General features: G+C 59.9%; 21 protein-coding genes and 1 pseudogene. 5 read left to right on the top strand and 17 right to left on the bottom strand.

The features are described from left to right. From H928_RS0114860 to H928_RS0114840, 5 genes are all read right to left on the bottom strand, one after another. On the bottom strand, positions 1–299 hold a 299-nt coding region (locus H928_RS0114860), incomplete at its 3' end, for an AAA family ATPase (protein WP_021027217.1). 253 nt (positions 300–552) lie between these two features. Further along, the gene (locus H928_RS0114855) at positions 553–1,410 is read right to left on the bottom strand and encodes a replication initiator protein A (RefSeq protein ID WP_021027216.1); all 858 of its coding nucleotides are present in this window, start codon (positions 1,408–1,410) and stop codon (positions 553–555) included. 26 nt (positions 1,411–1,436) lie between these two features. Continuing rightward, positions 1,437–1,727, bottom strand: coding sequence for an AlpA family transcriptional regulator (locus H928_RS0114850; RefSeq protein WP_021027215.1), 291 nt, complete (start codon positions 1,725–1,727; stop codon positions 1,437–1,439). A gap of 83 nt (positions 1,728–1,810) precedes the next feature. Next, positions 1,811–2,566: a DUF2285 domain-containing protein gene (locus H928_RS0114845; RefSeq protein WP_017231427.1), complete on the bottom strand. Its 756-nt coding sequence runs from the start codon at positions 2,564–2,566 to the stop codon at positions 1,811–1,813. A 325-nt stretch (positions 2,567–2,891) separates the two neighbouring features. Continuing rightward, on the bottom strand, positions 2,892–3,242 hold the full coding sequence (locus H928_RS0114840; RefSeq protein WP_017231428.1) for a DUF2958 domain-containing protein: 351 nt from the start codon (positions 3,240–3,242) through the stop codon (positions 2,892–2,894). A 258-nt stretch (positions 3,243–3,500) separates the two neighbouring features. On the opposite strand from H928_RS0114840, the gene H928_RS0114835 reads away from it, so the two are divergent. Next, a complete protein-coding gene (locus H928_RS0114835; RefSeq protein ID WP_021027213.1) occupies positions 3,501–3,791 on the top strand; it encodes a helix-turn-helix domain-containing protein in 291 nt (96 codons plus the stop codon). A gap of 34 nt (positions 3,792–3,825) precedes the next feature. Continuing rightward, complete coding sequence (locus tag H928_RS27990; RefSeq protein ID WP_021027212.1) at positions 3,826–4,962, top strand: HNH endonuclease; 1,137 nt, start codon at positions 3,826–3,828, stop codon at positions 4,960–4,962. Between the two features lie 280 nt (positions 4,963–5,242). On the opposite strand, the gene H928_RS0114825 is transcribed toward H928_RS27990, so the two are convergent. Next, on the bottom strand, positions 5,243–5,557 hold the full coding sequence (locus H928_RS0114825; RefSeq protein WP_017231974.1) for a DUF736 domain-containing protein: 315 nt from the start codon (positions 5,555–5,557) through the stop codon (positions 5,243–5,245). A gap of 855 nt (positions 5,558–6,412) precedes the next feature. Between H928_RS0114825 and H928_RS32895 the strand changes: the two genes are divergently transcribed. Continuing rightward, positions 6,413–7,225, top strand: a complete 813-nt coding sequence (locus H928_RS32895; protein WP_021027211.1) for a hypothetical protein — start codon at positions 6,413–6,415, stop codon at positions 7,223–7,225. A gap of 92 nt (positions 7,226–7,317) precedes the next feature. On the opposite strand, the gene H928_RS0114815 is transcribed toward H928_RS32895, so the two are convergent. From H928_RS0114815 to H928_RS0114805, 3 genes are all read right to left on the bottom strand, one after another. Then, on the bottom strand, positions 7,318–7,527 hold the full coding sequence (locus H928_RS0114815; protein WP_017232044.1) for a hypothetical protein: 210 nt from the start codon (positions 7,525–7,527) through the stop codon (positions 7,318–7,320). Between the two features lie 62 nt (positions 7,528–7,589). Continuing rightward, complete coding sequence (locus tag H928_RS0114810; protein WP_021027210.1) at positions 7,590–9,674, bottom strand: ParB/RepB/Spo0J family partition protein; 2,085 nt, start codon at positions 9,672–9,674, stop codon at positions 7,590–7,592. 65 nt (positions 9,675–9,739) lie between these two features. Beyond that, positions 9,740–10,564 carry a DUF932 domain-containing protein gene (locus H928_RS0114805; RefSeq protein ID WP_017232042.1) on the bottom strand — a complete coding sequence of 275 codons (825 nt, stop codon included), beginning with the start codon at positions 10,562–10,564 and terminating at the stop codon, positions 9,740–9,742. A 658-nt stretch (positions 10,565–11,222) separates the two neighbouring features. Here H928_RS0114805 and H928_RS30895 point away from each other — a divergent pair. Together H928_RS30895 and H928_RS30890 are read left to right on the top strand one after the other, a co-directional pair. Next, positions 11,223–12,353 carry a nucleoid-associated protein gene (locus H928_RS30895; RefSeq protein WP_076472149.1) on the top strand — a complete coding sequence of 377 codons (1,131 nt, stop codon included), beginning with the start codon at positions 11,223–11,225 and terminating at the stop codon, positions 12,351–12,353. After that, positions 12,319–14,001, top strand: coding sequence for a hypothetical protein (locus H928_RS30890; RefSeq protein WP_076472153.1), 1,683 nt, complete (start codon positions 12,319–12,321; stop codon positions 13,999–14,001). The genes H928_RS30895 and H928_RS30890 overlap by 35 nt, the downstream gene beginning before the upstream one ends. On the opposite strand, the pseudogene H928_RS30885 reads toward H928_RS30890, so the two are convergent. From H928_RS30885 to H928_RS0114765, 8 genes and pseudogenes are all read right to left on the bottom strand, one after another. Beyond that, positions 13,944–14,172, bottom strand: a pseudogene (locus H928_RS30885) (JAB domain-containing protein); the annotation flags it as partial. The gene H928_RS30890 and the pseudogene H928_RS30885 overlap by 58 nt on opposite strands. A 222-nt stretch (positions 14,173–14,394) precedes the next feature. Continuing rightward, a complete protein-coding gene (locus H928_RS0114795; RefSeq protein ID WP_017232040.1) occupies positions 14,395–15,678 on the bottom strand; it encodes a hypothetical protein in 1,284 nt (427 codons plus the stop codon). A 25-nt stretch (positions 15,679–15,703) separates the two neighbouring features. Next, entirely contained in the window at positions 15,704–16,009 is a 306-nt protein-coding gene (locus H928_RS0114790) for a DNA-binding transcriptional regulator (protein WP_012479502.1), read from the bottom strand. Further along, positions 15,990–16,373 carry a type II toxin-antitoxin system RelE/ParE family toxin gene (locus H928_RS0114785; protein WP_017232039.1) on the bottom strand — a complete coding sequence of 128 codons (384 nt, stop codon included), beginning with the start codon at positions 16,371–16,373 and terminating at the stop codon, positions 15,990–15,992. Before H928_RS0114785 ends, H928_RS0114790 begins: the two co-directional genes overlap by 20 nt. 139 nt (positions 16,374–16,512) lie before the next feature. Beyond that, a complete protein-coding gene (locus H928_RS0114780) occupies positions 16,513–17,718 on the bottom strand; it encodes a site-specific integrase (protein ID WP_017232038.1) in 1,206 nt (401 codons plus the stop codon). 258 nt (positions 17,719–17,976) lie between these two features. Beyond that, positions 17,977–18,552, bottom strand: a complete 576-nt coding sequence (locus H928_RS0114775; protein ID WP_021027209.1) for a YceI family protein — start codon at positions 18,550–18,552, stop codon at positions 17,977–17,979. Positions 18,553–18,605: 53 nt separating this feature from the next. Then, a complete protein-coding gene (locus H928_RS0114770; RefSeq protein ID WP_021027208.1) occupies positions 18,606–19,181 on the bottom strand; it encodes a YceI family protein in 576 nt (191 codons plus the stop codon). Between the two features lie 42 nt (positions 19,182–19,223). After that, a partial coding sequence (locus H928_RS0114765; RefSeq protein ID WP_027010973.1) for a cytochrome b occupies positions 19,224–19,767 on the bottom strand: 544 nt, incomplete at its 5' end.

Here is a 19,767-nt window from a genome sequence, read left to right as displayed (position 1 = left end):
AGCAGCGCGGAGCGCGCCAAGGCGGCGATGCGCGGCGGGCCGTCGATGACGACGTGATCGGCCCGCCTGGCGAGTTCTGGCGCCTCCTGATGCAATGTTTCGCGAGCGAGGCCCACGGCGCTGAACAGCCGTGGCAAACCTTGCTGGCTGCGGCGCTGCGTCCAGTCCAGCGCGGAGCCTTGCGGGTCGGCGTCCAGCAGTACGACGTGCTGGCCGCGCATCGCCAGCTCACCGGCGATGTGGGTGGCGAGCGTGGTCTTGCCCACGCCGCCTTTCTGGTTGAGCAGCGCGACGATCATGGCCTGACCCTCCACGTTGGAAAGCCCGGCTGTTGCTGCTGTGCGTGGTGCCGCTCGGCGGTTTTCCACCGGCGTGCGGCGCTTCTACTATCAGTTAGATGATTTAAGTTAGGGAAGTTAGAGGGGCCGCAAACCCGCACCGTTATTGGGTTTGCTGGCGATTCGTACTCCTGATAGCACGATAGCCGTACTCCCGATAGCACGATACGCCGTACTCCTGATAGCACGAGCCCATCCACAAGCTGCGCACCGTTTATCCCCGTGCCGTGAACGGCACGGGCCGGAAGGTCAGCAGCTCGGCGCCGTTGTCCGGCATTCGCTCGATGCCCAGGACGTAGCCGGGCATCGACTGCCGAGCGACTAGCGCGCGCAGGTCGTAGGCGAAGTCCGAGAAGCGCGTGGCGCTGCCCGATTTCCGATACAGGTGCCGAAAATCGAATTGCCAGCCGCCCGGTTGGCGCCCGCCGTGCTTGCGCACCAGCCGGTACAGCCATCGCTCGATCCCGCCCGTGAGCCGGAAATACGCCGGGTCGATGGTCAGTACCAGGGCGGCATCCATGACGCCCGCGTAAAACCAGTCCGGCAGGATCAGCTCCAGCCCCAAGGGCGTGCCCTTGGCATCGGCCAGTTCCTTCCATTCGTTGATCCACGAGAAGCGGTGCAGCCGTCTTCCCGTGGTCTCCCGGATGGACGTGGCCACCGTGGTGGATTGCAGGCGATCCAAGGCCGCTTTGAGACGTTGGTAGTCGCGCAGCGACGTACCGCGCCCGATGAAGCGCAGGATCTCGTAAGGCGTGGCCTGCATCAGCCGCGACGGGCGCAAGCCCGCATCGCGCGCTTCCACGATCTGACTGGCCGCCCAGATCAGGATGTCCGCATCCCAAATCGTGGCGATGCCGTGCTCCTGCGCGCCCTCCACGCGGATCGTGATGCCGCTGGCCCGGAAGTCGATCGGCGCGACGCGCCGCGACTTCGCCAGCGAGAAGAACGGAAAGGCCATCAAGTCCTGGCTGTCGCGCGGCGCCATGTCGCCCGGCAAGGCGCGAAACAGATCGAGCTGTTCGCGCTCTGGCACGGGCCGCTGCCGGGACGGCAGCGCAGTGCTGGACATGGCGATGGCCTGCCGCGTGCCGCCGATCAGCGCGCACGGCTGTCGGCCGAGTGGTGCTCGGCGTATTCGGGATCGGAAGTCGTCTCGAAGCTGCGGTCGGCGGCCCAGGCGTCGAGGTCGGCCACGGCGTACATGACGCGCCGGCCGAACTTGCGAAAACGCGGGCCACCGCCGAGTACGCGCTGTTTTTCCAGCGTGCGCGGCGACAGCCGCAGGTAGTCGGCGGCCTCGTCGTTGGTCAGATAACGCTGCGGCTGCGCAGCAGTGGTCGGGGCAGTGGCGGGTGCGGCAGAAGGCCGCAAGGGAGCGGGACGCATAGTGAGAACCTCCGTAGCTTTCAAAGCTCCGGCCGCACAGCGCAACCGGATGGAGGCAGTCTCAGAAAACGAAGCCCTCTTGCTCAGGGTCGTTTTGCGTGGCCATCAAAACGACCCTTCTCAAGCGGCGCAAGCTGTGCTAGGCGGCGATAGCCGCCGCGCATCAGCGCATCGCCGCGCCGCACCAGGCGGCGTACCTTGGAGCGCAGGCCGCCGTCGCTGTACCAACCGGCCGTGGCGTCTACGCCGAACAATCCTTCGGCCACGTCGCGCAAGGACGCGCCCGCCAGGGTCGCGTCGAGCGCCTGCAGGGTGTGCAGCTCCAGTAACGCAGCAGGCGTCGGCCTGGGCCTGGTTCGCGCGGCGCTGGGCGCGTGATCGAGCACAGGCGCGGCAGCGTCGCCGCGATGGGCATAGGCGACAGCCATGCCGTCTTCCAGGCCAAAGGCCAGCGCGTAACGCTGGCAATGGCCGGGGCTGCGCGCGATCAATGCCAGCCGCTTGCCATCGTGGAGCAGGTGCTTGTGGCCGGGAATGTTCCAGAAGTCGAATCTGGCCGCGTCAGGCGGCGGATCAGCATCGGGATAGAGTTGCACCACGGCCGCATGGCCGGGCAGCCAGGCCGGATGCGCGTCACGCGCATCCAGCGCCGGGTCTTCCAGCAGGCGCAGGCCCCAGCGATACGCAGCATCGGGGCGGCGCGCACGGCGCACCCAGTCAAGCCGGTAATCAGGATGCCTACGCAAGTACTCCCAGGCCAGCGCCAGCGCATCCAGCCACAAGATGTAGAGGTAAGCCGCCGTGGGATACCAGTGAGCGACGTGATGAGGATTGACCATGACCGTAGCTCCTGTCGAACAGCAGGAACGTCGCCACGGCGTCAGACATGCAGGAGCCTTAAATCAAGGTAGAAATCCGGTTAAGCTGTATCTGTTGGTGTCAAGGCTAATTGGCTCCGGCGTATTGCGAAATCCGTCCGAATGCGACGGCCGCCCGACTTAGAAATGTCATGCGGCACGGAATACCGTGCCGCAACTCCCGCAAAGGATCGTGGCTGTTTTTCGCATGAGGGCACTGCTTCGGTGCAAGAGTGCGGATTCAGACTTTGCGGGTCTGGAGCAAGACCGAAATAGCCTTAATACGCCCGGCTTGGGTGCGAATGGCTCAATCGACGACAGAGCGGTTTTCCTGCGCCAGCCGCAGGTATTCCGACAGCGGGCGCACCGCCTGGAAGTACAAATCCCGCGCTACGGGCTGCTTGTTCGGGCCGACGATGGAGGCCAGGTCGGACAGCTTGATGTGACCCAGCTCGGGCATACCGATGCCCACGTCCATGACGCCCCAAGCTGTATCGCCGTCGGCAGGATCGAGCGATGCCAGCAGCCAGATCGCGTGGGCGTCGGGAGTGAATAGCCGCACGACCGGCAACGGGTCGTATGGTTCACCGGCGGCGACCCGCCGCCCGTTCTCCAGCAGCGCGGCGCGCTGCTCCTCGGTGACGAGGGGAGCCTTCATCGAGGTGCTCCTGTTCCAACATGGCATGTCGGTTTTGCGTTTCCACGCGAAAGCGTGGATGCGTATTCCACGAAAGCCGTGGAAACACGAAAGCGCAAAAGCTCAATTGTAGAAATCTGCAAAGGCACGTTGGCGGTTTCCCGGTTTCACCGGAATCCGCAGAAGCGGATTTCCGTAAAAGAACGAAAAAGGGCCAAAAGCATGAATGAGTTAAAGATAACGTGGTTTTAATTGTGCTGCGAATTGACGCTTCTGTCCATGCAGAAGCGACCCATTCAGCGTGGCCGACCAGCCGGCGCCACCACCTTCGACGCCGAGTTGGCGCAAGCCTTCGGCGCGGCGGTGCGCGCGTTGCGGACGGAGCGCGGCATCGCGCAGGAGTCGCTGGCGAACCTCGCCGGCATCGAGCGTTCGCACATGGGCAAGGTCGAGCGTGGCGAGCACATGCCCACGCTGGCGATCATCTTCAAGATCGCCAGTGCGCTCGAATGCAGCACGGCAGTGCTGATGAGCAGGACAGAAGAGCTACTGGCAGTAGCCAGGTCGTAGTCGCCGAAGCGCTGCGTTTCGGTCGGGAGGATTCATGAAAACATGTTGGCTTTGCCCCAATCCCTTGGAGGGCGATCACCGAACGGGTGAGCACATCATTCCCAGCTCAATAGGTGGGCGCAAGGAAGTCCACGACTTCATCTGCAGGAGCTGCAATAGCACGCGGGGCGTTGCATGGGAGGCGGAACTCGCAAAGCAGTTCCTCTGGTTTTCGAGTGCAGCCGGAGTCAAACGCGGGCGAGGCGGCACGCATCCAGACTTCAAAGTGCAAACTGCGTCAGGAGAAAAGCTACGGCTTCGGGCTGACTCTGTATTGGTGCTTGATGGGCATGATATATCGACCCAAGAGTCAGACAACAGGATAGAAGTCGCCATTCGAGCAAATGATTCAAGAACTATAAAGAACTTGCTCAAAAAGATTGCTGTCGATCACCCGGAATTCGATTTCAAGAACGCCACCACCCGCTCGGAGCAAGTAGACAATTACTTGGACGAACCGCTCTGCATGAATTTCCGCTATGGCGGCCCGGCAGCCGGAAGGTCTATGGTCAAGTCGTGCCTGGCCCTCTTGTCGGAGGTTGATCATATTGAAAAAAGCAACTGCGCTCGGGCACTGGCTTACCTCTTAGACCCGAGCCCTGAGGCTCCAAACCCCTTTTACTTTTTCTTCGATGCGGATCTGATTGAGAACCGACCGCAGGATCACCTTTTCCACTGTGTTTCCGTGGTTGCTCAGCCACAGGAAGGTCGAATCCTCGGATATGTAGAACTCTTCAATTTTGCAAGGCTCCTTATCCTTATCAGCGATGAGTACAGCGGCCCGGCTTTTCAAGAGACCTATGCCATTGATCCCGTCGAGGGGAAAACGCTGGATTTATCCGTTGATTTCAGCCTCGTAGGCCGCTTGGATGACTTGCCAAAAATAGCGAGCGAGGCACCAAAGATGTACCTTGAGGCTTTTCAGCACACCGGGAAGATCGTTCAGGCTCTTAACGATGATCGAGTCAGAACGCTGGCCATATCGAGGGCCAGTGAGGGTGCGTTAAAAACACTGGGCTTAGCCCCGTCGGCGGAAGAGGTACCCCCCGAATTGAAAGACGAATGGATTCGCCTATTCATGCTGAATCTCAAGCCATACATCGAATCAACAATTAAAAGGGCAGCGCCATAACGCAGCTCGCTCCCCCGGGAGCAAGCGAAGCGCGCAGCGCCGCAGGCGCGAAGGCGTGAGGGATTGAAGCCGAATGGCCGTGACGGCAACGACGGCGCGGGGCGTAGCCCGTAAAGCCCGGCGGCGCATCGCGCCGACACGCCATGCCCTGGCCGTAACCGCAGACACTGCTCCCAGTCTGGAAGACGTAACCTGCAATGGACGCTGCCTGCCGCTGCCTCGTTCGGGACGAACGAACAGCGCAGCGCCCCGCCATGTGACGGGGCGCAGTGGGCGGCTGTCAGGCCGCCTGGGGCTTGCTGCGCGACCAGATCAGGTCGTGCGTGCCGTCCTCGCCTTCGATTAGGCGGGCGTAGACCGTGGCCGGGAACGAAGGATCGTCGAGGGTCACGGAGATGTACTCCCGCCCGGCCTCGCTGGTCTTCTTCCACGCCGCGCCGATGTCATGGCTGGCTGCCTGCAGGCGGAAGTCCGGGGCCTTCTCGTTGTCCCCCTTGTCGTTGGGCACCAGCTTGACCTTGACGTTGAGCGTCAGGGTGCGAAGCGTGCCGGTGAAGCCGTCTTTGTCTGCGGTGAAGCTGCCGATGTTGGCCATGATGAAACTCCTTTTGGTGGAACAAGGTTCGCGCCCATCGCGTCCTTGTTGTGATCCGGCCGGCGGGGGACGGGCGGGCCGCACCGCTTGCGGTCGAAACGCAGTGGAGAGCCGGAAGGCGAAAAGAATTTGGCCCGCGAGGAATCTGCGCAGCAGAGGGGAAATTGTTTTCGCTGGACGGTTGCAGCCATGAAGCCCGAGGCGCAGCCGCGCCACCGCCAGGATTCACAACAACACAAGGACGCCTTGGGCCGAACCACCCCCAATTCGAAGGGAGACAGGGCCGACTCGGCATCCCCGCCCGAAGGCTGTTCCGGCTCGCCCTCTGACGCGGGCCAGGTCAACACCCCAACGACAGGCGAGAACGCCCCTGCCGCACCTTGCGGCGCCGCTCTTGAGGCGTGGCGTGGAAGCTCCATGGCGATGTCGGGCGGGATGCCCGTGAACCGTCCTTCGTGACGTGATGGGCGAGAACCGTCAGCGTTGAGGACGGCACGCATCTGCACAACCTGCCGCAGCAAGCATCAGCGTGTTCGCCAACGCACCGTCCATTGCGAAGAGGCGCTGATCGTGCCGATCCGGCGCAGCCGGTTCGGCAGCATCGAGGGGCGCCAAGCTGCGCGCGGCGGGGATAGCCCGTAGGGCTTTCCCCTAGAGGCAAGCGCAGCGCGCAGCACCGCAGGCGCGAAGGCGTGAGGGATTGAAGCCGAATGGCCGTGACGGCGAAGTCGGCACGGGGCGCAGCCCGAAAGCCCGGTGGCGCATCGCGCCTACACGCACAGGCCCATATCACCTACTTCCCACTATAAACAAGCTACGCTCTACCCTGCTTACACCTCTCAGAACCAGATTCATATGACCCAAGATGAGTTCATCGACACATTGGAGCGGTATTCAGCCGCCCTGAGCGCAATGCTTGGGCGATTTACCAAGTCTCACAGTGGCATCTATATGGCCCAAGGAGATGAAGGCAGGTATAGGGAAATCGGGGTCGAACTCATCGACCTTTTTCGGGATGAAGTCGTTGACGGATTGCATCATGCGAAGATCGTCGCAGACTACTTCAACGACAGCACCAATACCTATATCGGCACGCCGTCATACCGGGGCGTGGAAAATGTCAGAGGAGTAGTCAACGCCATGCTTGCACGGGTAAGGAGAAGTCCTGCCTGCCTTAGAAGCGCCCAACTTTCTCCGGGGAAAGTCACAGCACCCGAAAGGGTCGAAGCGCTCTATCGGATAGGAGAGCGCTTTCATCAGGTCGCAAAGCAACTACGTGTTCGGCGTCAAGACCGACCGACTCTGGACATCGGTGATGAATACGACGTGCAGGATCTGTTCCACGCGCTCTTGAGAATCCCCTTCGACGATGTGCGACCGGAAGAATGGACGCCCAGCTACGCTGGCGGCGCGTCCAGAATGGACTTCTTGCTTCCCGAGATTGAAGCCGTGGTGGAGATTAAGAAATCACGGCCAGGACTCGGTGCCAGAGAGTTGGGCGAGCAACTCATCGTAGATATTGCGAAATACAAGAGGCACCCAAACTGCCGCACGCTTTTCTGCTTCGTATATGACCCGGATGGCCGAATCCATAACCCGCGCGGAATCGAAAACGACCTGAATGCAGAGCAGGACGAACTCAAGGTCAGAGTCTTGATCGCGCCATGAAGCATCCTCACCGGGCGCGGCCACTGCCGCGCCCGGATTTTGCGTTTCACCGCGCCCAGGACGGAACGACCTGGGCGCGGTGCTGAACGCGGTTATTCCTTCGTCTCGATGATCCACCACACGGCGCGCGCCAAAGCGCGGCCCGTGATGGGATGAATGTCGGTGAGGTCTGCGCGGGCCGTCCAGCCCGAGGGCGGGCGGTAGCCGCGCACATCGCCCTCGCCGTGCCAGCTGCGGGCGCGCACCGTGCTGGGGGCGTAGATCGCCGCCATGCGCGGGCGGCTGGTGGTGGTACGGGTCATAGGGAGTCTCCTTCCAGCAATGCGCCCCGGTCGGAACCGGGGCGCTTACCTGTGATGCAGGGTCAAGCGGCCAGCGCCTCGGCGGGCTCATCCGCCATTGACTCGGCATCCTCCGGCGCGTCCTGCTCCGGTCCTGCCTCCTGCGCGCTTTCCTTCACTGCCTGCTGCGGGCCTTCGGCCTTGAAGATGGCGGGCATCCAGCCCGTACCGTTCACCAGCCGCTCGGCCTCGCTGGCAATGTCAGCCTTCTTGAGCTTCGCCAGCCGGGTTACGTGCTGCGGCGCGTACTCGCCCACCGCATCCAGAGTCATGGCCTTGGAAACGTGCTTGAAGTAGCCCTCTGCGGTCGGCTGCCACCATGCGGCCATGTCGAGGCCCGCGGCCTGCGCCAGTTCCTCGCCGGGCTGGTGCGGCACGGCGCGAGGCGTCACCACGTCCACCGTGGAAGCCACGCACACGGCTAGCAGCCGTACCAGTTCGTCTTGCGGCTTCGCCAGCAGCGCAGCGAACAGTTCGGCGCTGTCCTCCGGCAAGGCTTCGCCCGCCGCCTGTTGCAGTTCGCGCAGCGCCACAGCGGCGAGCGATTCCGGCCAGTCCGGGGCCATGCCTTCCAGCCGATCTTGCACTTTCAGGCCCACGCCCAGCGGCAGAGAATCACGGCTGCGACCGTAGCGGCTTTCCTGCAAGACGGTCTGCACCATGCCATGCACCACAGCGGCCAGCGCCACCTGCGGATGCCGGGCTACCTCGATTTGCAGCGCAGCGGTGCGGTGAGCGCTCAGGCGCTGGGCCAGCCGGTCGGAAATCGCTGCGGCCTTGGGCTGCTCGTCTTCCTCGCCTTCGTCATCGTTCGCGGTGTCCGGGTCGCTGAAGCCTTGGCGCAGCTTCTCCAGCGTGCGCAGCGCCTTTGCTTCGGCCTCGCGCAGCAGCCCTCGATGAATCACGGCCTCGCCGTTGCGGTCGATGGTCACGATGGCACCGGCTGCGGCCTTCACGTTCGCGCCGTAGTCCTGCAAACCATCTTCCAACGCCTGCAACTGCTCGCCCAGGGTTTCGCCTTCCTCCTGCAAGGCATCGGCCTTTTCCTCGTCGTCGGCGTCCATCGCGGCGTCCACGGCTTCACCGATGGCCCGCATTTTCTCTTGCAGCTTTTCGATGCGCTGCGCTTCGCGCTTGTTCGGCTCGCGCCGTTCCCTCGGCGCACGCTGGAAGGCGTGCAGGTCGGCATGGGTCACGCCCGGCGTGGCATCCACCCACGCCCAACCCTCGGCGCGGATAGCGGCGGCAATACCTGCCAGCTTGTCTTGCGCCAGCCGTTCCAGCAGCGCGGCATCGTTGAGGTACACGCCCGCATCGCCTTCCGCGAACAGGTCACGGCGGATGCCACCGCCTGCGGCTTCGTAGGTGTCCAGTCCGACGAAGCGCACCAGCGGATGCCGGTAAGCGTCGATTTCCCTTTCGGTCAGGCGTTCGCGCAAGTGCGAGGGATGCCGCTGCCACTGTGGGGCATCGTAGAACGCGGCTTCCTGCATGGTGTGGTCGTCGGTGATGGCAAGGGCCATCAACTGGTCAAGGCTCACGGCATCGGCGCGATAGTCGGCCATGAGGCGGGGCGAGACGTTCGCCAGCTTCAAGCGGCGCTGCACCACCAGCGGCGTAACGGACAAATCCGCCGCAATGTCCTCGATGGGTCGGCCTTCGGCCACCAGCGCGGCGAATGCCTCGAACTGGTCTGCCGGGTGCATGGCTTCGCGCTGCACGTTCTCGGTCAGGCTGGCCGTGCGGGCCTTGCCATCGGCCACCTGCAAGCAAGGCACGTCCCAATCCTTGGCGATGCGGTGCTTTTTTGCCAGCAGCTTCAACGCGGCGAGGCGACGGCCACCGGCCACGACTTCGTAATGCTCGCCATCGGCGGATGCAATCACGATGAGGTTTTGCAGCAGGCCCACGCGCTGGATGCTCGCGGCCAGTTCAGGGATGGACATGCGCGGGGTCTTGCGCACGTTGCGGCCCGTGGGGCGCAGCACCAGCCGCGACAGCGGCACCAGGATCATGTGCTTGCTCGGGTCGGCGGCTTGCAGCACGTTCGCGGCGCTGCTGGCTGCGGTGTTGACGGCGTGGGCTTCGGTGTAGGTGATAGCGTTCATGATGTATCTCCAATCGAGTGAAACAAGGGAATGGAGGGGAAACGGCCCCTCCGGGGGGGGAACGGTCAAGCCTTGAGAGCGCGCATGCCATCGGCCAGCAGCCACAGGGCGCGGTTCAGGCGAATGTCGGAATCAATGCCCTGCACGGGGCGGGTACTCTGGCGGCGTCCATTGCTGCTGCGGCCATGCAATCCGCCCTTGGTCAAGTTCTCCTGCGTGCGGTTGAACACGCTCCACAGGTCAGGGCGGCGGTCATCGAACCGGCGCGGCATCAGGATTTGCGATTCGGTGATGGGCGCGGGCTTGTCCGGGTCGTCGTACTTCAACGCCAGCGCAGCACGGGCGAACACGTCGGATTCGCCATCGTCCAACGTGATGCTGCGCATCAGGTCGCGCGATTCCTTCACGCGCTCGAAACCGCTCAACACCTCGAAAGCGCCTTCGATGACGGAACCGGCCACGTCGCCTTTGTGGGGTACGCGCACGTCCGCCACGGTGTCGCCGCAGACAAGGCCATTGCTGCAAACGAAACGGAACATCCCGGCCAGCATCTGATAGCTGCTGGTGCCGTCGTGCGAGTTCAGCAGCACGATTTCGTTCGCCTCCGCGCCGTTGATCTGGCTGGCGTGGCGCAGGCGCAGCATGTGTTTCGTGTGCTCGCGCTTGCCTTCATCGCGCACGCGGGTCTGCGTCACCATGAAGGGTTGAAACCCCTCCTTGCGAAGCTCGGTCAGTACGGCGGCCGTGGGGATATAGGCGTACCGCTCGGAACGGCTTTGGTGCGGGGCATCCGCGAAGATGGACGGGGCCACCCTGCGAATCTGGTCATCGGACAGCGGGTAGTCGCTGCGCAGTGCTGGGGAGTGGGAGGCAAAACGGGTTGCAAGCATGTCGTTCTCCTGAACAAAAAGGCTGTTGAAGAAAACCGCACACCGGATTCCTAGATTCGGAGCCCAGCCTTTCGGCTGTTCGGTGCGGTCGGCACGAGGAACCCGGTTGGCCCTGTTGCCACCGTCTTTCCTGAGTTCATCGCCCGCGACGAAAGGGAGCCCGTGGACGGGGGCCGTCAAGGAGACAAGCGCAGGGTTGGTGCGGCCCGCAGGCGCAGCCGAGGACACGGCCCTGCGCGCCTTGACCGCACACGGACGCGGGCTACAGTCGCGGACAAGGTGATGGAGTCAGGAAAGACGGCTGGACATGGCAACGGCCCTCCCTCTGTGCCGAACCGCACGGCAAGCGCAAGCGCGCAGGCCCGAAGCTGGAAGCCGGGCCGGAGGCGTCAGGGATGCGGAAGGCTGGCGAATGCCAGTCCCGTTAGGGATGAGCGAACAGCGAACCTGAAGCAGCGTGGTCCGCGAAGCGGAGACGCAAGGATGTCTCCAAATGTTAAGAATTTCTGATAAATTGCATGTTTGGTATGGGTAGATGACCAAAAATCATCTGGTTTACCTTGACGCAAAATATTGCTAATACACAAAAGTAGTGTGAGGAAAAATTAAAATCCACACATCATTTAACTCTAAATTTAAAAATTAAGACGGGGTGTCGATGAGCATTCTTAGTGAAAAAGAAGCAGAAGGTCTCACCATTGAGCGAATGATCTTCCACGTTGTCGATCCTGCGTCGGAATCCCCCGTTTTTTTAGCAGAAGTTAAACCACCGCAATGCGTGGATTTCTTCGTTGAGCGAGTTAAAGAGACTCTTCGTGGAGCCGCCTATGAGTTTCTTCCTGGCGCAGGAATTCCAAGCCTCCTTTATCGAGCTTTGCCTAGCCAAAAAGCAAAAGATGGATTTATAAAAGCCTCGCACGATCTGGCAGCTAGATTCAAAGAGAAAGTAAAGCAGGACAAACGACTTGCGCCCGGCGTTCTGATGCTCTTTGTCCTCAAAACGGAAGGGGATACTCGATTTGTTGCCGTCATCAAATACGAGCATCAGCAGGTCGTATCTTATTCCTACATTAAAGATGCAGAAGGTAATCTGATCTTAGATGGGGATGGAAACCCTGTTCCTGATTTGCAGACGCTTGTCGAAACATTTACGAAGGATCGTAAGGCCATGCAAAAATCTGCCGTCATACGATTTCATAAAAATGAAAATATCGAATCAGGCGGGGACTTTCAATCATCAATCGTGGTAATTGACCATTCGTCCGGGCGCTATCGCGATGCCACTCAGCATTTTGCCAATTTCCTGGATATACGCCGTGCGCTTGAGCCGGTCGAGCTGACCAAGCGCCTCGAAGATGCGGCAGTCGAGTCAATCAAGGCGCACAAAAGTGAGGTTCCTCCCGAAGTTGCGAAAGCGCCTAAGCGGTTCGTACGTGCAGCCATGTCAAGGCTTGAAGGTTTTGACTTTGAAAAGCCAGAGGAGTTTCTTGGTGCCGTATTGCAAGGTGTGGCTCCAGAGGCTGCAATTTTAAAAACCTTCAAGAGCAAACTCGCCAATAAGAACATAAGCACAGAAGCATTCAAATTTGAGGGGGCTACTCCACCACCAGCTGAGTACCGGCGGGTTGTCACAAATGAAGGGATAACTCTCTTATTTAGCGCCGGGCACGAAGAAAACAAGAATGTAGAGATAAAAACAGAGGGAAATGGAGGCGTTGAAATAACCATACGATCCACCGGCTTGGAACGGAACGATGAACTCGAAAAAATGCCTCGCATCCCTGATTGATGCTTTAGGAGAGCATGTCAACATCCGCGAAACCATCGATCAAATCGACATTTCCGGGCATGTCTCTTCTGAAAAATCGGGCGATTTCAAGCGAGCCTTCGATGATTTCTCAGGAAAGAAATCGGAAGCTTGGTCGATTTCCATCCGTGATGGCGAGTTTTCCGAGATCTCAATAGATGCTGTTGCAAATGAGGATGTCACCCTTGTAATCAAGAAGCCAGTAGGCGGAAGGGTTTTCTTTGCGTCGCAAGCAGGATTTTCAGCGGCCTTGGAGGACAAGGCATTGACCTTAGCCAGCGAGCTATTGGTACTAAATTTTTTTACTGGATTCAAGACCAAGGGGTTTTCTGTCCTTTCTTGGGATGGCGAGCCATTACCTGGCTTGCCACCCTTGGAACCCAATTCAGATGCAATCGACCCCAGAAAAGGTGTAGTGCGCGATTTGACCGGCGCCACTGTTCCGGCAGACCCTTATCGCTGGATATTAATAGGCGATGATGGCAGTGGTGAACCGTGGAATATATGGAAGGCGCTGGCAGCTAAAAATCTGGCAACGCTACTTGTTTCAGATGTGTGGAAAGAAGATACAATAAAGGTATCTCTCAATGGCGCAAGAAAACGTACTTTCTATCTTGGGGAAAAGTGCCAGGATGACAACGCCTATGCAAAAATATGCCAGGCAGCCGACTGGATACTCGTAAAGCAGGACACAGAAGCCCGGCATGAAGTTCTTGTGCGGCGTCTTTCTGCGATTGTCAGGGACTCTCAATCCAATGGGAACTTGGAGTGGCTAACCGTATTACCCGAATCTCTGCAGGAAGCGCTTGATGGGGCTCGGCTTGATCATCGCGCCTATGTGAGATCAAAGTCAGCAGAAACAGTAAAAGCTATGGCCGACCTTAGGAAGGCGGTTGGAGAAGATGTTTCGCGTATCGTGGATCGTGTTCATCGACTTTCTACGGGTTTTGTGATAGGTCTCGCAGCATTGGCAACGGGGCTAGGCGTGCGCCTGACATTGCTGTCCTCTCAGAAAAACACCTGGGCAGTTGCCGGGATAATATTCTGCTTTGTTTTATTGGCCATTACATGGGCTAGCATAATTATTCAACGTCATGTTAGCTCTAAGTCATTGGTAAATGAGCTGCTCAACATGAGACGTTGGCATAAGAATATTCATATAGCGCTAACCCGCTCAGACTATCGAGAGCTGGCATTGCATCCAGTTTTGGATGCCATTCGTTTGTACAAGAAAACAGCAAAAATCACCATTAAGGGAATGATTGCTGCCTCATTTATTTTTATCGCTCTGTTTGTTGTTGCTCCATTTTTTCACCCAGGCAATAAATCTGTTGGAGTTGGCGATGAAAATGAAAGTGCGCAACCATCATCTGCCGCCATTGTTGATCAATCGATTTTAAAATCTAGCCCCCTGCCGAAAGATGGCGTAACTGTTGAAATTGCTCCATCCAAAAAGCAAGAATCAAATCCTAAAAATGACAAAACCGTACAAGATACGAGTCCTCTTAATGATGTGAAGAACAACTCTTCGCAGCAGGAGCTTGAGGTTGGAGAAAAGCAGTCGAAGCCAGCTCACAGCAAGCCTCGTTCGGCAAACGACACAGTTGCTGCCCCAGCCACGAAGATGTGATCCAGTGCTGTGCGAACGCCAACTGTCGGGCGCTTTCTTGATTCGCTGGTTCAGCAATATGTCGGCACTGTCCAACTCAGGATTCCTGCTCAGGTGGTTGTGCGCTTGAATGACCGCCGCCGCATTGAGCCGCAGCACCTCCTTGACCACTTCACGCGGATACACCCATGCTCGATGGCATGACGTAGGCTTCCTGAATCTGGTCAGCCGTCGCGCCGACAGTTCTGGCCTTGGGAATCGGGCTCTATCAGTGCAGCACCGAACGATGAAAAGGACGGTTGCGTCATGGTCGTGCTCCGGTTATTCGGGCGGAATTGCCCAGAACCGTGGCCAGTACGGCGCAGCGTAAGCAATCAGCTATTCGGCTACCTGATGATTTTTGGCATCGCGTGGTTACGACTCTGCGGCCGACGTTTCATGATCGCGGCGTAAATCGGACACCACTGCGATCAGCCGGTTGATCGGCTCGGCCAATCGCTTGGGCAGCACACGGTGTTGGGTATGGATACCCTGCTCGGCAATCCAGCGATGGGCGATCCAGACATCCTCCTCTGGATCGTTGTTGTTCACGCCGTTGCAATACTTGTAGCCGACAAGTGCATCGGCATGGGAAAGCAGCAGTCGCGCCATCGTCATATGAAAACGATGGGCCTGAAGATCCGCAGTGTTTCGAGGGCGAGGAAGAGTCAAACGCAGGCACCGCTGGCTATTGAAGTCCTTCCAATCAGGCCCGGCAACTTCCCCTGCGCGCTCCAGCATCTTGCGTGATTGTTCACTTTTTCCGTTGACCAACGCGACCGCAACAGCTCCCTTCGGGTATTCCAGCCTTTCCGCCAGCAAGTTCATCCAGTGCGCCAGCTTTTGCAAGGTTGCATCATCTGCGAACACTAGGAACTGGTGACGTTGCTCGTCATCGAGGAATGCTGGCAACTGGGCGTAGAGGGGGTACAGCAGGTCATGGAGATAGATGTACGTTTGCCGGCGCCCTTGTTCGTGGCTGCGCGTGGTGGCGGTCAATGCCTGCTGCGCCCATTCTGGCGTCAACTCGTCGATCGACATTTCCGTGATGTCGATGGAGATGAGCGGGAACCCCAGCGACTTACCGATCAGTGCCTTACGTCCGTCGAAGGCATGGCCAAGCTCGATTTCCACGCCACCCAAAACCATTGGCTCCGCTTGGACAGGCGGCCCAAGCACCGCAACATCGAGCCGGAATCGGCTGCCGAAGGGTGTATCCAATGGATGCTCGGTCGCTACACGATCAGCGCCGAGCAATAGGTTACCTTCCAGCGGGTAGTCTGATGCATCCGCATCCTTGAACCACCACGGCATGGCAAGCCGGGCATCCAGACGCCGACCAAGCTCTGCCGCGATCAACTCTTTTGCGCGCCGATGCTCTTGGCTTTCCTGTACGGCCCGCTGCCGGTTGGTTTCTTCGTCATCAAAGTGCGCCCTGAGGTCGTAGATGCGATCAACGGGCAATTGCCGGAAATGGGAGCGCCGACGCAGCTTTCCATCTTCAAAGATAGGGCTGACCCACGTCACCATTTGCCGCAAAGCATCGGGAGACACCAACGGCCATAACTTGCGCGCATGTTCCCGGCTGCGAACATCGCGCGCCACAATCCGGGTCTGAAACAGGCCCTTGCGGGAGAAAACGACTACGGCTTCATCCATGCGTGGCAGTCACCAGTGCGGGGCACTAGATGATGGCTTGCAAGCCCTTGTCGGCGATGATGTTCAGCAGTTTGAGCGCCGGGCCGGCCGGGTGGGTATCGCCTTGCTCCCATTTGCGCACCGTCGAAGCTGTCGTGTGCAGATGCAGCGCAAACACCGGCTGGCTGAACTTCAGTTCTTCGCGCAGGTGTTTGATGTCGGCAGCACTGAACTCCCGCACTGGCGGCGGGCAGATGGCATCGAACTCGCGCATCGTTACCTTGCCGATTGCGCCAGCGTCATGCAGCGCAGCCAAGTCGCCGCGCAGGGATTCAATGAGCTTGCTCGTCACAACACACCTCCAGTAGAACGCCGGACTCCAGCGCTTTCGCCAAGTTCTCTGCCGACAGTTCCAGAAACACCTTGCCAGCGAACTGCAACGCCTTCCTTTCGTCCTGAGTGATATTCGCCTTGTTGCTCTTGGGGAACCCATGCAGGAACACATAGCTGCTGCCGATCCGTGCCGACAGCAGCGTCCGATAGCCGCCGCTTTTGCCGCCACCAGGGCGCGCTACCCGCTTCTTGTAGAGAAAGCCGCCCAGGTCAGCATCAACCAGACCGGCCTCCATCTCCTGGACTGCTTTGCACAAAGCGGCGTCAGGTAGCCTTTCGCTGGCCTGCCACCGTGCAAAGTCCCTGCGTTTGAAGACGGTCATATTTGGCACTCCCGAAAACTATACCCGAAACGGGCATGGTTTGCCAGTTCAACTTTCGGCTTTCTCGGCGTTGGGGAGGATTCGCCAGACAATGTCTGGCGGATTGGCTTGTCGTCCATATACAGAAGCATTTCGCTGTTCATGCTGCGGCCTCCTGCGACTGGCGCTGCCCTGCGCCGGTGATGGCCTGACGCCGGCTGGCCACCAGTTCGGCCGCCTCGCGTACTGGCTTGTCTTCTGTGTGGACGTAGTGCATGAACATCGCTACGGTCTTGTGTCCTGTCAGTCTCATCCCTACCTTGGTCGGCACGCCCGAATTGGCAATGTCGGTGGTCGAACGGTGGCGAATACCATGCGTGCCGACGTGCGGCACGCCGGCGGCCTTGAGCGCCCGGCACCAGCCGCCGTAGTGCTCGCCAAAGGTCAGGTGCTTGTCCGGGTCGTTTGGCGACGGCAGGACATACGGGCAGCCTTCCCGGCGCGGCGCCGTCGAGAGCAGCCGATAGGCTTCCGCGCTCATGGGCTTGGACATGCCGCCAGTCTTGCTGTCGGGCCAAACCACACGGCGGTTCTCGAAGTCCAGCCAAGCCCATTCGAGTGGGCAGATTTCGGAGCGCCGGGCGGCAAACTCGAATTGCAGCCGGATCGCCAGGGGGATGACGTAGTTCTCCAGCCCTTCGGCCTCCAACTTGTCCAGGTGGCGGTAGATCAGCGCCAATTCGCCATCCACGATGAGCCGGGTTTCCTTGCCCGGCGGGAACATCGGGACATGCCGGCACGGGTTCGTGCCGTCCGGGCGGTAGCCCCACACTTCGGCCAGATTGAACATCTTGCGCAGTACGCCGAATGCCTTATTTGCCTCGGTCGGCTTGTACGAGAGCTTTTCCATCAGCCCGGCAATGTCGGGGCGCTTCACATCAAGCACCTTCTTGCGGCCCAGCAATGGGATGATGCAGCGGTCGATGACGCCCTGATAGCCTTCCTGCGTGCTGGGCTTGTTGCGCTTCTTGGAGTAGTCCTCCATGAACTTCTTGCACAACTCCGCGATGGTGGGGGCCTTGCGCGCCTCGGTTTTGGCGCCGCCGGGATCGCCGCCTCGGCGAACCTCGGCCAGCCAGTCCTGCGCCATGACGCGGGCCTGCTCGACGGTCAGTTCTCCGAACAGACCCAAGGCGGGCTTGCGGCGCTCGCCCGCGTTCGTGCGGTACTGGAGCATGAACACCCGGCGACCCGCCGGGGTGATCTTGCACAGGAAGCCGGGCACCACGGTGTCCCGCAGTTCGACGGCCTGCGCCTGGGGTTGTGCCGCCTCTACGGCGGTCTTGGTGAGCTTGATCTTGGCCATGATGACTCCTTGGAACGACCCGATTCCAAGAGCCACATAGGAGCGGCGCGAGGGTAAGCCGGGTCAGGTTTCAGAAAGCACCGGCATATGATGGACGCGCGTAAGTTATTGATAAACCTGCTGTATCCAGCTTCAGCGCAGTCCAGCGAAGTGCCGGGCTGGAGTCATCGTGAAATAAAAAAACTGCCAGGGGCCGTCAATCGGCCACTGGCAGTCTGCACTCCTGTGCGGAGGATTTCAGCGTGGGTATCGGCTGGGTTACTGCTTCACAGCTTCGATCTGCACGACCAGGCGCACGTTCTTGGCAGCGCCATAGTTCACACCGTAGTCCAGGCCGAAGGCGGTGCGGTCAAAGGTGGTTTCGAAATCGCCACCGCAGACTTCGCGGTCCTGCAGCATCTTGTTGGGGTAGCAGCTGAACTTGCTGGCCTTGAAGGTCACGGGCTGGGTTTTGCCCAGCAAGGTCATGTTGCCTTCGACGGAGGCGAGCTTGTCGCCGTCAAACACGAACTTGGTGGACTGGAAACGGGCCTTGGGGTGCTCGGCCACGTTGAAGATGTCCTTGCTTTGCAGGTGCTTGTCAAAAGCGGGCGTGCCGGAGTTGACCGAGGCGGTGTCGATGCTGATGTCCACCGAGCCGGTCTTGCCAGCGCGGTCCAGGGTCAGGGTGCCTTCTTTTTTGTCAAAGCGTGCACGGTTGGTGCTGGCGCCGTTGTGGTCGATCTCGAAGGTCGCAAAGGTGTGCGTCGGGTCGATCGCGTAGGTGGCTGGAGCCGCGTGCACGGCACCGGCGAACAGGGAAGCAGCGGCCAGAGCCAACAGGGAAGTGCGCATCAGGAATCTCCTAAAAAAGGGGTTAAAGAGCTGAGAACAGGGAAAAACGTGGCTTAAATCTTGCCCACACCGGTCAGGGCCAGCTTGAACTGCACCTGCACTTCGTCGGCCACCATCGAGGTGTCCTTCCAGTCGCCATCACCGATGGCATAGGTCAGGCGTTTCAAGGGCAGGGTGCCCGCTGCGGTGGTGGTCGTGCCCGACTGGGTCAGGGTGACAGGCAGGCTGACCTTCTGGACATTGCCCTTGATCGTCAAGGTGCCATCGACCTGGTACTTGCCGCCGCCCAGCGCCTTGACGGCGGTGGAGTCAAACGTGGCTTGTGGGAACTTGGCGACGTTGAACCATTCTGCCTTGGGCAGCTCGGCATCGGTTTCCTTGACGCCCATCGTGGCGCTGCCGGTATCGACCGAGAAATGGATCTTGCTGGCCTCGGGCTTGGCCGTGTCGAAGGCGATCTTGGCATCGAACTTCTGGAAGTGGCCCTTGATCGGCACGCCCATCTGCTTGGCTTCGAAGTTGACGGCGCTTTGCGCGGGCACCAGTGCTTGCTGGGCCATCACGGGGGTGGCAAAGGCAGCTGCGGTCAGGGCGGCAGCGAACAGGGCGGAGGGGGAGAGCTTGGACATCAGATCAGACTCCAGTAAAAAAACAGTGCAAAACAGTACGAATCAAGAGGCGCGGCCGGGCAGCATGCGCGAGAGCAGGCCATCGCGGTCGATCAGCTGGTGCTTGAGCAGTGCGGCCACATGCATGACCACCAGCGCAGCCAAGGTGTAGGCGAGGTAGGCATGCCAGGGCTTGAGGGCTTCCGCCAGCTCGGGGCTCTTGCTCACCAGATCGGGCAGCGGCATCACGCCAAACAGCACGATGGGAAAGCCCGCTGCCGAGCTGTAGATCCAGCCCACGAGCGGTACCGCAAAGAACAGTGCATACATCAGGTGGTGCACGCCGTGGTGGGCCACATGCTGCCAGGCGGGCATCGCGCGGGCGGTGGCCTCGGGCAGCGCCGGTGGGCGATGGGTGAAGCGCCACAGGATGCGCACGGCCGACAAAATCAAGATCGTCATACCGGCCCATTTGTGCCAGTTGAAGTACTTGAGGCGGGTGGGGGAGAAGGGCAGGCTGGTCATGTACAGGCCGAAGGCAAAGATGCCAATCAGGGCCAGGGCCAAAATCCAGTGCAGTGCGATCGCCGTGCCGGTGTAGCGGGTG

The sequence above is a fragment of the Comamonas sp. B-9 genome (genome assembly GCF_000410635.1).
In the GTDB taxonomy this organism is placed as follows: Bacteria; Pseudomonadota; Gammaproteobacteria; order Burkholderiales; family Burkholderiaceae_C; genus Comamonas.
The sequence above is the reverse complement of the archived record's forward strand: the minus strand, read 5'-3'. Positions and strand labels throughout refer to the sequence as shown.